The organism is Pseudomonas duriflava, from assembly GCF_007830155.1.
Taxonomy (GTDB): domain Bacteria; phylum Pseudomonadota; class Gammaproteobacteria; order Pseudomonadales; family Pseudomonadaceae; genus Chryseomonas; species Chryseomonas duriflava.
In genome coordinates this window covers 431364-443866 of the sequence record NZ_VLKY01000002.1, presented here as the reverse complement: position 1 = coordinate 443866, position 12503 = coordinate 431364, and the positions used below count along the sequence as shown (strand labels likewise).

The 12503-nt window shown below is 51.7% G+C and carries 11 protein-coding genes; 7 read left to right on the top strand and 4 right to left on the bottom strand.

The annotated features are described in order from the left end of the window. Nucleotides 1-708 precede the first annotated feature (708 nt). The 6 genes from uvrD to IQ22_RS04505 all read left to right on the top strand — a co-directional run bounded on the left by uvrD (nucleotide 709) and on the right by IQ22_RS04505 (nucleotide 6821). Nucleotides 709-2877 (top strand): DNA helicase II, encoded by a 2169-nt coding sequence (gene uvrD, locus IQ22_RS04530; protein WP_145138705.1) that lies wholly within the window; start codon nucleotides 709-711, stop codon nucleotides 2875-2877. Nucleotides 2878-2919: 42 nt separating this feature from the next. Continuing rightward, nucleotides 2920-3348 carry an EamA family transporter gene (locus tag IQ22_RS04525; RefSeq protein ID WP_145138703.1) on the top strand — a complete coding sequence of 143 codons (429 nt, stop codon included), beginning with the start codon at nucleotides 2920-2922 and terminating at the stop codon, nucleotides 3346-3348. A 513-nt stretch (nucleotides 3349-3861) separates the two neighbouring features. Beyond that, nucleotides 3862-4704, top strand: coding sequence for a Tim44 domain-containing protein (locus tag IQ22_RS04520; protein WP_145138700.1), 843 nt, complete (start codon nucleotides 3862-3864; stop codon nucleotides 4702-4704). Between the two features lie 168 nt (nucleotides 4705-4872). After that, nucleotides 4873-5274, top strand: a complete 402-nt coding sequence (locus IQ22_RS04515) for an SMI1/KNR4 family protein (RefSeq protein WP_145138697.1) — start codon at nucleotides 4873-4875, stop codon at nucleotides 5272-5274. 167 nt (nucleotides 5275-5441) lie between these two features. Then, on the top strand, nucleotides 5442-6203 hold the full coding sequence (locus IQ22_RS04510; protein ID WP_145138695.1) for an SDR family NAD(P)-dependent oxidoreductase: 762 nt from the start codon (nucleotides 5442-5444) through the stop codon (nucleotides 6201-6203). Nucleotides 6204-6320: 117 nt separating this feature from the next. Next, the gene (locus IQ22_RS04505) at nucleotides 6321-6821 is read left to right on the top strand and encodes an acyl-CoA thioesterase (protein ID WP_145138692.1); all 501 of its coding nucleotides are present in this window, start codon (nucleotides 6321-6323) and stop codon (nucleotides 6819-6821) included. Between the two features lie 62 nt (nucleotides 6822-6883). Here the strand turns inward: IQ22_RS04505 and IQ22_RS04500 are convergent, their stop codons facing one another. Both IQ22_RS04500 and IQ22_RS04495 read right to left on the bottom strand, forming a co-directional pair. After that, nucleotides 6884-7939 (bottom strand): energy transducer TonB, encoded by a 1056-nt coding sequence (locus tag IQ22_RS04500; protein ID WP_145138689.1) that lies wholly within the window; start codon nucleotides 7937-7939, stop codon nucleotides 6884-6886. 81 nt (nucleotides 7940-8020) lie between these two features. After that, complete coding sequence (locus IQ22_RS04495; RefSeq protein ID WP_145138686.1) at nucleotides 8021-8983, bottom strand: CobW family GTP-binding protein; 963 nt, start codon at nucleotides 8981-8983, stop codon at nucleotides 8021-8023. A gap of 52 nt (nucleotides 8984-9035) precedes the next feature. Here IQ22_RS04495 and IQ22_RS04490 point away from each other — a divergent pair, with 52 nt between their 5' ends. Continuing rightward, on the top strand, nucleotides 9036-9422 hold the full coding sequence (locus IQ22_RS04490) for an NADH:ubiquinone oxidoreductase (protein ID WP_145138684.1): 387 nt from the start codon (nucleotides 9036-9038) through the stop codon (nucleotides 9420-9422). Between the two features lie 613 nt (nucleotides 9423-10035). Here IQ22_RS04490 and IQ22_RS04485 read toward each other — a convergent pair. Both IQ22_RS04485 and IQ22_RS04480 read right to left on the bottom strand, forming a co-directional pair. Beyond that, nucleotides 10036-10419: a DUF1850 domain-containing protein gene (locus IQ22_RS04485; RefSeq protein WP_145138680.1), complete on the bottom strand. Its 384-nt coding sequence runs from the start codon at nucleotides 10417-10419 to the stop codon at nucleotides 10036-10038. Continuing rightward, complete coding sequence (locus IQ22_RS04480) at nucleotides 10416-12449, bottom strand: TRAP transporter permease (RefSeq protein ID WP_145138677.1); 2034 nt, start codon at nucleotides 12447-12449, stop codon at nucleotides 10416-10418. Before IQ22_RS04480 ends, IQ22_RS04485 begins: the two co-directional genes overlap by 4 nt. Nucleotides 12450-12503: the final 54 nt, after the last annotated feature.

The following is a 12503-nucleotide window of genomic DNA, read 5'->3' as shown; positions in this document are numbered from 1 at the left end:
AAATAAACTCTCGAATTCACGAGTGTTACCTGTGTTGCTGATAATCTTGCGATCCATCAGTCTTACAGCACAAGCACCCACACGAATTGCTTGATTCAACTTGTTAAAGAGCGGTTGGCTGAGAACCTTGTCTCAACCGAGGCGCGCATTCTACGCTAACCTCATGTTCTGTCAAGCATTTCTTTCAGATCATTTTGTCTTCCGGAAACCTTGTCAGCCTGCCAGGGCGATCTCTCGTCTTGGCAGCGGGAGGCGTATTCTACACAAACCCAGGGGCTTGTCAACCGCTACCCGCCTTCCCGGCTGGCCCGCCAGACGGACCTGCCTGCTAGACTAGTTAGATAAGCCATTGATTTACAAGGTTTTTTCCAACAACCCCAGCAAGGAAGTGGGCGCATTATAGGCCCCTCAGGCAGGACGTCAAGCGTTATCTTGAAATCACTTTGCTTTCATATGAATACGAGCCTAACACCCGCTCAGAAGATGTTAGGTAGGTACACATCCCAATGGACTCCTATGTCCCTTTCTTATAAAGAAGCAATATTGCCTAACCTCATAAATCCTAGTTTTAAGGTCGACATGATTTACCCTCTCTAGGGCAGCTGCATTCTTAGATAGGCACATCTATATATAGGAAAGGAGCCTTTCGGCTAACAGAGCTGACCAGCCGCTCATGCAGTCCTTCGCGCAAGTCGTTACAATGCGATCATGCATGATGACCTCTCTCTCCTCCTGAATTCCTTGAATGCTGCCCAGCGTGAAGCAGTGGCAGCGCCCCTTGGCCGACAATTGGTATTGGCCGGCGCTGGCTCTGGCAAGACGCGCGTGCTGGTACATCGTATCGCCTGGCTCATACAGGTTGAACGCGCTTCTCCTCATTCAATCTTGGCGGTGACATTCACCAACAAGGCTGCCGCCGAAATGCGTCACCGCATCGAGCAGTTGCTAGACATGAACCCACAAGGCATGTGGGTTGGCACCTTCCACGGGCTGGCTCACCGCCTGTTACGGGCACACTGGCAAGAGGCCAAACTGTCACAAAATTTCCAGATTCTGGATAGCGATGATCAGCAACGCGTAGTCAAGCGAGTCATTCGTGAGCTAGGCCTGGACGAACAGCGCTGGCCGGCACGTCAAGCCCAATGGTTTATTAATGGCCAGAAAGATGAAGGCTTGAGACCGCAACACATTCAAGCCAGTGGTGATCTGTTCCTAGCCACAATGCGCAATATCTACGAAGCGTATGAGGCCGCCTGCGCTCGTGCAGGTGTCATCGACTTTTCCGAGCTTTTATTACGCGCCCTGGAGCTGTGGCGTGATAACCCTGATCTGCTGGCTCATTATCAACGGCGATTCCGTCATGTATTGGTGGATGAATTCCAAGATACCAATGCCGTTCAGTATGCCTGGCTTAAATTGCTTGCCCAAGGCGGTGAAAGCCTGATGGTAGTAGGTGATGACGATCAGTCTATCTATGGCTGGCGTGGTGCGCGGATTGAAAATATTCAACAGTTTAATGAGGACTTTTCTGCGGCACTTATCCGCCTAGAGCAGAACTACCGTTCTACCAGCACCATTCTAAATGCGGCAAATGGCCTGATTGCCAACAACAATGGTCGTCTTGGCAAGGAATTGTGGACCGATACAGGCGAAGGCGAAGCTATTACGCTTTATGCCGGCTTTAACGAGCACGATGAAGCGCGGTATATCGTCGAAACCATTGAGAGCGAGTTCAAGAAGGGACTAGCTCTTAATGATATGGCTATTCTCTATCGCTCCAATGCCCAGTCACGGGTTTTGGAAGAAGCCTTGCTGCGGGAAAAAATTCCCTATCGGATCTATGGGGGGCAACGCTTTTTCGAGCGTGCCGAGATCAAGAATGCAATGGCTTATCTGCGTCTAATTTGTCATCGCCATGATGATGCAGCTTTGGAGCGGGTTATCAACGTTCCGCCGCGTGGTATTGGGGAGAAGACTGTTGAGGTCCTCCGCTCTATTGCGCGAAGCACTAACGGTTCACTATGGCAGGCTATTCATGATGCGGTAGGCAACAAGAGCGTTTCCGGTCGAGCCGCAGCGAGCTTGAATGCTTTTGTTGAGTTGATTGATACCTTGGGTCTCAAGTCGGAAGACGTGCCCCTGCATACTTTGACGCAGATCGTTATCGAACAGACGGGGTTGGTGACCTATCATCGAGCGGAAAAAGGTGAAAAAGGTCAGGCGCGTGTAGAAAACCTCGAAGAGCTAATCAGCGCCGCTAAATCCTTTGATTTTAGTGGGGATGATGATCGCACCCCTCTAGCAAATTTTCTTGACCATGCCGCATTGGAGTCAGGAGATACCCAAGCCGATAGTCATGAGGATTGCGTCCAACTCATGACTTTGCATAGCGCTAAAGGCTTGGAGTTTCCACTTGTGTTTCTGGCAGGCATGGAGGAAGGACTGTTCCCGCATAAGATGAGCCTGGAAGAGCCTGGCCGTCTGGAAGAGGAGCGCCGATTGGCCTATGTAGGCATTACTCGTGCAATGCAGAGGCTGATATTAACTTACGCAGAGACACGGCGTTTGCATGGTACCGAGACGTATAACAAACTGTCTCGCTTCATACGTGAAGTGCCAGCCAACCTCATTCAGGAAGTACGCCTGTCGAATTCGGTCAAGCAGCCTTTTGGCGTGTCTCGGCCTAATCCGTTCGCCGGCGCAGCCATTCCCGAAACGATGTTTGCTCTGGGCCAGCGTGTCAAACATGCTCTTTTTGGCGAAGGGGTCATCCTAAATTACGAAGGTTCTGGCCCTCATGCACGGGTTCAGGTCAACTTCGATGCTGAAGGCAGTAAATGGTTGATGGTGAGTTATGCCAAGTTAGAGCCCGTTTGAGCAAATGAAAGCACCGGAACGGTAACTATATAGGGTTTTTCTGTGGCTTCTTCTTGGCTTTTCTGGGCGCTGTTATCTGCTGTTTTCGCAGCGCTTACAGCTATCTTTGGAAAGATTGGTGTTGCTCAGGTCAATTCGGACTTTGCCACATTATTGCGTACAGGCGTAGTCTTGCTATCCCTGGCATTGATTGTCTATGCGACACGCCAATATCAACCTTTGAGCACTATTTCGGGTCGGAGCTATCTTTTTCTGCTGCTATCCGGCTTGGCCACAGGGGCGTCCTGGATCTGCTACTTTCGAGCCTTGAAACTGGGTAATGCGTCATTAGTGGCCCCGGTCGATAAGCTGAGCGTGGTATTAGTAGCGATATTTGGGGTTGTATTGCTTGGAGAGAAACTGACATTCCGCCAATGGTGCGGTATTGGCGCAATCGGTTTTGGCGTTGTCTTATTAGCTTTAAAACCCTAACCGCCAGCTGGTAAAAGGCGCAAGGAAAGGGCCTGTCAACATGGGGAGATTGCCGAAGCAGTGCTGACAGGCCAGTTCCCTGCATAGAGGCGCTCGGTGCCCTACTTCAGCTCTATGGTGCAGCGTCGATATCGACACCCAGCGAACCGGTATCCTTGTAAAGCGATAGCTACCCTTTCCGTTCACATCGAACACTCCGATGTCTCTGTGGCATCAGCGATGTAAAGGTAGTCTCAGCATACCGTCTGGGCTCAAGAAATAAATGATGGCACATCGCTCTGATATCGCTTCTGTGGCTTCAGACACAGCCTGCAGCTAATGCCTACTTCAACTGAGAAGTACTGAACTTTCATTTTATCAGGGCAGCTGAATGTTCCAGCCCAAGCAAGAGTCATAACGTATACGGCTTGGCTCTTAGGGCTGGGATGCAAAAAGCCGAAACAATTACCGCTGGCCCTTCCTGCGCGTCCAGCGCAAGATGAACATTACGTAGTCACGACAAGAGATCCCACGATGCAACGTGTATTGAGTTTCTTCATGATCATCTGCCTGGGTCTGACCCTGAGCCTTGATGCCAATGCCAAGCGCATGGGCGGAGGCAAGTCATCCGGCTCGGCTCCTATCCATCAGACTCGCCAAGCAGCTCCACAGCAACAAGCTCAACCGGGCGCAGCGGCTCCGGGCCGTCCTGCAGCTGCCCCTAGTGGCGCTTCGCGTTGGCTAGGTCCTTTAGCCGGTATTGCTGCCGGTGGTTTGCTGGCGTCCATGTTCATGGGTGATGGCTTCGAAGGTCTGCAAATCCTAGATTTTCTGATCGTCGCATTAATAGCCTTTGTATTGTTTAAACTCTTCATGCGTCGTCGCCAAAATGCTCAGCATCCTCAACCCGCTGCAGCTGGTCATGCGCCGATGTATCGTGAAGCTCCAACGCAGCCAACCGGGTTCGGCAGTGCAGCTACAGGCACGGCTCCTGTGATAAAGGCACCGTCCTGGTTTAACGCTGAGCGCTTCATTGTTGCAGGCCGCGAGCATTTCATGTCGCTGCAGCAGCATTGGGATGCGAATGAAATGGATAAAATTGCCGAGTTTGTTACTCCGCAAATGCTACAAGTGTTGAAAGACGAGCGCGCCAGCTTGGGTGATGGTTATCAGTCGACTTATATCGATAACCTGCAAGCCCAGCTTGATGGTGTTGAGGAACTGGAAGGCAAGACGATTGCCACTATTACCTTTACCGGTATTTCCAAGGAATCCCGTTTCGATCAGGGCGAAGCCTTTAGCGAAAGCTGGCGAATGGAGCGCCTGGCGGGTAACAACCAACCCTGGTTGTTAGCTGGCATCCGTCAAAACGCTTAAGTAATCGCGTTCTATAAAAGCCCGGCTTGTCCGGGCTTTTTCATGCCTGTACCTTTTACCGTTTGTCGTGTGAAGTCCTCTTGTTCCTATGAAAGCTTCGCACCTTTTTCAGATTTTGGATTCTTGACTAGGGTATAACTCGCTCCCCCTGTAAGAGAGGATGTTCTGATGGAAGATGTGATTGAAAGACTTCGTGAAGAGAACGAACCCGTTCCGGTACCGCTTGAGCTGCCTGATGAGGACCGTCTGGTTGAAATCGAAGAAGAACTACTCATCAGCCTGCCGCCCGAGTTTCGCGAATTTCTTCTGACCGTCAGTGATGTGGTTTATGGCAAACTCGAGCCAGTCACAGTGACCGATCCTCAATCGCATACCTATCTGCCAGAAGTAGCTGCAAATGCCTGGGACGAGGGTTTACCCCGTGATCTGATTCCTTTGTGCGAAGATGGAGACGGCTATTATTGCGTCACACAAGAAGGCGAGGTATTGCTCTGGTCCGACGGCGAAGTGGATGACGATACCTGGGATTCTGTGTGGATCTGGGCACGTGATGTCTGGCTGGAAAGCTGATCTCTCTACATTTTGCTTTCGCGCGGTTTGCCAGGTCAGCGTCCAAAAACTGACAGACCTGACGAACCGCTTGCTCGCTTCGAACTATCCTTCTTGAAAGGCTGAACGTAAAGCGCCCCAGGCGGTCTGGATAGAGCTATTTCTTTCGTTAGAAGGTAAACCCTCACATGAGCACCCCTGTCGTTCTGATCACTGGCGCCGCAGGCGGGCTTGGCCGCGCCCTGGCCCAACGGTTTTCCCAGAGTCATTGGCGTGTGGCGGCAGCCGATCTTGACAAAGGCGGCTTGCACGACCTCAACGGCAATGTACCGCTCGACTCTAGTGTGGCTGCTGATCTCAGCACGGCGGAAGGTTGCCGAAACCTAGTAAGCAAAGTTATGGCACGAACCGGGCGGCTTGATGCCTTGATCAATGCAGCAGGCGTATGGCGTGAAGGTCCGGTCGAAACGTTCAGTGAGGAAGATTATGATCTGGTGATGGACGTTAATCTCAAGTCCACCTTTTTCATGTGCTCAGCGGCCATTCCTTTTCTCAAGGAAAATCGCGGTAGCATCATCAACATCTCCAGCGGTGCAGGGCGCCAACCGGTATCCGGTGCCGCCGCCTATGGTGCAGCCAAGGCCGCCATCCGTTTCTTCAGTCAAAACCTAGCCATTGAACTCGCCAAAGAGGGTGTACGTGTCAACGCCGTGTCCCCTGGCGATATCGATACTCCTATGTTGGATTTTCAGGCTACTCATTATGGCCAAGGGGATCCGGCTGGCTATCGCCGGACACTACTCAACCGGTACCCGCAAGGTGAGCAGGCCCGCTTTATCCAACCGGAGGAAGTAGCGGAGCTGGTATATTTTCTTTGCCAACCCCAGGCTTCGGCAATCACCGGAGCGGATATGGCGATCGATATGGGATTATCTGCTGGGCGTTCGTAACGAGCGCTTCTATACAAGCGTTTCCCATCTAGCGATGGATATGGCCGCTGGCTATAACCTTGTGCATACTCTGCCGCCGCCGGCATGACCGGTATCCCATAACATGACGAGGCCTTTATGGAAGCCGGCAATCACCAGCTCAGTATGACTATCTTGATGACGCCCGATCTGGCGAATTTTTCTGGCAAGGTACATGGCGGTGCCTTGCTCAAGCATCTGGACGAAGTAGCTTATGCCTGTGCTAGTCGTTATGCCGGTTGCTATGTAGTTACGCTATCCGTAGATCAGGTCATCTTTCGCGAACCAGTCAACGTAGGTGAACTGGTTACCTTCCTAGCGTCGGTCAATTACACCGGCACTACTTCCATGGAAGTCGGGGTAAAGGTGATTACTGAAAACATTCAACAGCGCTCCGTACGCCATACCAACAGCTGCTTTTTTACCATGGTAGCCATGGGCGAGGACGGTAAACCATGTCCGGTACCGCCCTTGAATCCTCAAACACCTGATGAGAAACGCCGCTGTATACAGGCTCAACAACGTCGACAAATCCGACGTGAACTGCAAGAGCGCTACCAAGCGCTCAAGGAAGAAGGGGCCGTATTGCCTACCAACTGAGTTCTGTCCTTAGACATACAAACGCCACGCTTATGGTTGAAAGCGTGGCGTTTGGTAAGCGATCAGCGACGCTGCAGTTTGAAAATGAATGTCTTGGTCGCCTTACGTGGAACGATCTGTCCACCCGATACACGTGGCGCAAAGCGCCACGTCTTCAAGGCTTCGAGAACTACTCGCTCAAACTGGCGATTAGACGAATCAAGCACTTCAACATCATCGATTCGGCCGTCCGCCGTCACAGTAAACATAACCTTGACCTCACCGCTAAGACCACGACGTCGGAGCATGTCCGGATATTTCGGTGGATCCATACGTAGCGGACGAATATCACTGTCATCAATACTGCCTGTAGGCAACCCAGCAGACCCTACTGCCGTCTTCGCTCCTGCTCTAGCCACAGGAGCCTGCACGGGAGCACTTGCAGCGGGTGCTGGTGTAGCCGCTGCTGCCGTGGTCGATGTTTGAGCAACCGAAGGTACTGGCTCAGGTTGGGGTTCAGGTTTCTTTTTAACTGGTAATGGCTTCTGCTGCTTATTTTCGACTGGCTTGGGTTTAGGCTTGGGCTTTGGTTTTTCCACCACAGGCTTAGGTGGCTCGACTGGCTTTGGAGGCTCGACCGGCTTAGGTGGTTCTGGTTTAGGTGGTTCAGGAGCAGGCGGGGCCGGCGGTGTCGGAGCGGCAGCTGGCGGCTCTGGCGCTGGTTCCTTCTTAGGCAACTCGATAAAGCTGACCTTCATTTCCCCAGGGCTCTCACCCTTGGCAATTTTCAACTCGGGTGGCGCTTGTACTACATAAAGCAAGGCGCCAGCCAAGGCCGCATGCATCAGAAATGAGGCACCAGAAGCTAACCACCAGCGACGAGGCTGGACAGGATTGGGATCCGCTTCCGGCATCCCTACATTTTCATCCGAAACCGGAACGTCTTCGTCCCTTAAATGACCTTGTACTGAGGCGATGACAGTGGTGTCCGCACGGCTGGCATTGAGTCCCCCAATAGGCTCAATCTCGCTGCGAACGACATGCAGGCGTACCCCTTCAGATGCTTCGGAAGAAGGTTCGGACGGAAGAAGCTCGTCTCGCTCAGGCGATTTTGACCTGGCCGACACTGTCGAAGACATAGGGAGTTATCCAAAAGGCGGTCAAACTTAATAATCATTATCATTAAGATAAAGAATTTAGCAACCTTTAAGATGCCTTATTCAACGACTGGCATGGCTTAATAGAGCTTCTTCTAATAAGGATGGGTCTTGAGGACAGGAAAAAATCAGCTCAAGGCGACTGTCACGTCGCCATTCGCTGGCTCGCCACTCACTCTTTTCAACAGCCTGGTTATAGCTCATCCACCCTTCTCCGGTTCGGAGGATGGCTTTGACTCGTATCAGGTCAGGCAGATTGTTTAACCACTCCTGAATGGCATAAACGTTGAAGTGCCAATCACGATGAAATTGCCAACCCCAGGCAAAATATCCCTCAGCTTCATGGCTCTGCCGCAATGGATGGCTAGGCTGTAATACCACGGGCAGAGAAACCTCATCGGATATCGTTGCCTTAATGGCATGGCTTTCTTGCCTTGTATAACGACCTTTAGGTAGACAATCGAGCGGAACCCGTCCCTGCGCTGTCCAAAAAAGTGGCATGCCGGAAAAGCGGCTCGTAAGTTGCGCCTTGGCTTCATTATCCAATGCTTCAGACTTGTTCATGACCAGTAGCCCAGCCTTGGGCATGATATCTGCCTGGACTGGAGGCAATCTCTTTCCCATCACCAATGAAGAAGCGTCTACCACCAGAATCAAAGGCTGCAAGGAAAGTACACTTTGCCACGGTGCTTGAGTCAGCTGCTTTCGCAGAGCGGCAGGATGCCCAAGGCCCGAAGGTTCGATGAACAGCCGCTGGGGTTTTGCCTTACGCAGCAAACGGCCAAGCGCTACGTGAAAGGGTGCATTATTCACACAGCATAAGCATCCGCCTGCTATCTCACTCAGAACGACTCCTTCTCTCGTGGTATGCAAGAGCGCTGCATCCAAGCCGATTTGCCCAAACTCGTTAATCAGCACCGCCCATTTTTCATGTTCGGGGCGTTGAGTCATGAGATGACGGATAAGACTTGTCTTGCCAGCGCCCAACGATCCAGCAATAAGATGAGTCGGTATGTTTTCAAGCACCGTTATGTCTCGTCATACTCTGGTATAGGTTTCAGTAGCTTCCGGCATGGTCATGATCATATATCGTTGGTTCATCTTGTTGTTTTCCCTATTGCCTGTTTTCGTTCAGGCCGAGGCGTGTATCGTGCACAGTGAGGGTAAACACGTTGATGTAAAAGTATGTCAGCAGAACCGTACCATTCCAGCCCAGCTGTTCCATGAGGGCTTTTGTAAGCCTGAATTGGCTGATCAGAACGTTAATGTCACCTATGCCGAGCAATGTCCAGCGGGAGGCTTTGGCGTATGCCAGAAAGCACACGTTCAAGGCACACCTTATCAACAGGACATTTATTACTATGGTGTGCCCAGCGATGCTCGTTTCTTGAAGCCCTTTTGCGAACAGCAAAATAAGGGACACTGGCTGGACCGCCTTCTTCCTGCACAAAAGTCTGATCGTTAGGCTCTACCGTTGTCGTATTGTGGATAGCTTTTGGTATACATGAGGAATAACGAAATACATCCACATTGTTATCGCATACGTTTTTATTGATTCTGTGGAAAACTTTCTGCTTCTAATAAATGATGGGAAAACAATTTATCCCTAGCCATCACAGCTCATACCTATTTTATGGTTATAACCTAACTAAAGACTTAGCTATCTCATGGATAAAGATAGGTATGTATGAAGCATCGATTATTAATAAAGGCAGTAGCCTTTGGCTTGCTAGACTGCTCACTGGGCGTCAAGGCCGCTGAGGAGACGATTGACTGTAGAACGCTGGGTCAAACCGTAAGCTGTGAAGACCACTACGGGAATCGTTACTACATCGCTACGGTAGATAACTTCATATTCATGCGGGACTATGACGCCATATCTCACCGAACCTGGTCGCAAACCCAAACACGCAATCGACCAGTCAGCTTCTTTATTGGTTATGCATCAAATGGTGAGGTATGGGCAGGTTTTACACGCTCCCTTGGGTGGACTTCGCTTAGTCGAGTATCGAGTTGGTCCACAGGGCAGCAGAAAGGCCGCTGTGGAAAAACAATCGGTTGTACTCAGGCTCGCTAAGTTATTTCTCACAACTCCACAGCTCTACCGCTGGATGTTTTGCATGCGGAGCGCCTAACCAAGTGCTCATGGGCTGACAGTGTCCAGCCATGCAGATTTCATAGTCCCCTGCCTCTGGCGTTCGTCCAACCCTAAGCGGTTGCAAGGGAGGTATGCTGCGATGGTAACGCCAGCTACCCTTTTCCAGAATCGCATCCTCCGGAATGGTCATTCCTGCGCCACTGCCTTTGACACGCGCTTCCGTCAATAGCAACCCTTGAGAAAGGAGGTGGTAATCCTCCTCCCAGCGTACCTTTTCAATGGTATGTTGCCACGCCAGCGTAAAATCAGATATCGGCAGGAACGCCCATGCTATTCCTGCCATACCCAGACACAAGCCGATCATACTATTACTAGGCTCGCTCGACGTGCACGCCAGTAATGCTCGATAAAGAACAGAGCACCTAACACAAAGCCTATTTCGTCACTGATCGGCATCGCCAAGATCAGGCTGACGCCAGCAGCGAAGGCTAATAGCCGCTCCCATGCTTTCAGCGGACATTGCAGGTGCCCGATCACCGCTACGCCCCACAAGATAATCCCCAATGCCGCCTTGATAACCATATAGACCGTCGCTAGCCAGCTGCCGCCCTGGAGCATGAGCGCTGGATCATAAACAGCCATGAAGGGAACCACGAATCCCGCTACTGCAATCCGGACCGCCCAAAGGCTGATTTTGAGCCCTCTTTCCTTGGCAATCGGTGCTGCGGCAAAACAAGCCAGCGCCACGGGTGGAGTCAGGTCCGCCATAATGCCGAAGTAAAATACGAACATGTGTGAGACGATTAGCGGTACGCCTAAGTCCAGCAATGCAGGCGCAGCAATGGAGCTGGTAATGATGTAGTTAGGAATGGTAGGGATACCCATGCCCAGCACCAGGCAGGTCAGCATGGTTAATACTAGCGACAGGAATAGATTGTTCTGCCCGATCGCCAATATGTAACCCGCGAAGGTTGAGGCGATTCCCGTTAGGGATACCACGCCAATGATAACGCCTACCAACGCACAGGCGATCCCTACCGGTACGGCATGGCGCGCGCCTTCTACCAGAGCATGCAGACAGATAAGCAAGGTCTGCCGCCCGCCCTGGATGAATGCGCAGATCAGCACAAGAGCTCCGATCACACCAAATACTACGCCAATGCCTAACCGGAAAAACGCAGCACACAATAGGCCCAGCGCAACCCAGAACACCAAGCGCAAGACTTTGGAAGACACTTTAAGGATGATAGCCGACCCTAGAATGACTATAGCCGTTAGCGCCAGCCCAACCGTCCCTGAAAACATGGGAGTACGTCCGGAAAACAAGAGATAGATCAGGACGAGTAGAGGAATCAGCAAAAACCAGCGTTCTTTTACAGCCCGCCAAGCACTAGGACATTGATCTTTGGGCAGACCCTTAAGATCGGCGCGTTTGGCCTCCAGGTGAACCATCCAGAACACCGAACCAAAATACAAGAGCGCCGGAATCAGGGCTGCTTTGGCAATCTCCACGAACGGTACGTTAATGGTCTCGGCCATGATAAAAGCCACGGCCCCCATGACCGGCGGCATGATTTGGCTACCCATGCTCGCAGTAGCCTCTACGCCCCCAGCAAAGGCTGGCTGGTAGCCAAAACGCTTCATGAGCGGAATGGTGAATTGCCCAGTCGTCACGACATTGGCCACGCCGGAGCCGGTAATCGTGCCCATTAAAGCCGAAGAGACAACCGATACCTTGGCCGGACCGCCTAATTTATGCCCGACCAAACCCATGGAAAAATCCGTGAACAGTTTGATCATCCCGGCCTGTTCCAGAAAGGCGCCGAATAGAATGAACAGGAAGATATAAGTGGCCGATACATAAGTCGGCGTTCCGTAAAACCCTTCAGTACCATAGGCCAACTGATTGACGATCTGATCCAAGCCATAACCGCGATGGGCCAGTTCGCCCGGTAGGTACTGGCCCAGGAGTCCATACGCCAAAAACAGGCCGCAGATGATAGGTAAGGCAATGCCCATCACACGTCGTGCTGCCTCGAAAACCAGAACCATTAGCATCAGACCAATCGCCATGTCGGTCGGCGTCAGGTCACCTGAACGTTGGATCAGGTCCGCTTCGAAAACCCATTGATAGGCAGCGGTGGCCATACCTGCCAAGCCTAGTAACCAGGCTAGCGGTTGCCAAGGGCGCTCCCCTGCTCTCCCTCTAGCCGGAAAGCAGAGATATACAAGAAGCAATAGAAAGCCGACGTGTACAGCACGTAGCACTTGTGAAGAGACGGGATGAAATGCGGCGGTAATGATCTGAAAAATGGAAAACAGTAACGCGCTATAAAACACTGCCCGGGGCCAACCACTTGGATTACCCGCCAGCCCTTCTGAAGCCTCGTTCATGATGCATACTCCCTTGGACCGGAAATGGCCGGAGCGGCAATAAGCGGCTCCGGC

Excerpts from the sequence above, each read along its gene's own strand:
- IQ22_RS04500 (WP_145138689.1), bottom strand. The coding sequence starts at position 7,939 with ATGTCTTCGACAGTGTCGGCCAGGTCAAAATCGCCTGAGCGAGACGAG.
- IQ22_RS04480 (WP_145138677.1), bottom strand. The coding sequence starts at position 12,449 with ATGAACGAGGCTTCAGAAGGGCTGGCGGGTAATCCAAGTGGTTGGCCC.
- IQ22_RS04490 (WP_145138684.1), top strand. The coding sequence starts at position 9,036 with ATGATCATATATCGTTGGTTCATCTTGTTGTTTTCCCTATTGCCTGTT.
- IQ22_RS04515 (WP_145138697.1), top strand. The coding sequence starts at position 4,873 with ATGGAAGATGTGATTGAAAGACTTCGTGAAGAGAACGAACCCGTTCCG.
- uvrD (WP_145138705.1), top strand. The coding sequence starts at position 709 with ATGCATGATGACCTCTCTCTCCTCCTGAATTCCTTGAATGCTGCCCAG.
- IQ22_RS04520 (WP_145138700.1), top strand. The coding sequence starts at position 3,862 with ATGCAACGTGTATTGAGTTTCTTCATGATCATCTGCCTGGGTCTGACC.
- IQ22_RS04505 (WP_145138692.1), top strand. The coding sequence starts at position 6,321 with ATGGAAGCCGGCAATCACCAGCTCAGTATGACTATCTTGATGACGCCC.
- IQ22_RS04485 (WP_145138680.1), bottom strand. The coding sequence starts at position 10,419 with ATGATCGGCTTGTGTCTGGGTATGGCAGGAATAGCATGGGCGTTCCTG.
- IQ22_RS04510 (WP_145138695.1), top strand. The coding sequence starts at position 5,442 with ATGAGCACCCCTGTCGTTCTGATCACTGGCGCCGCAGGCGGGCTTGGC.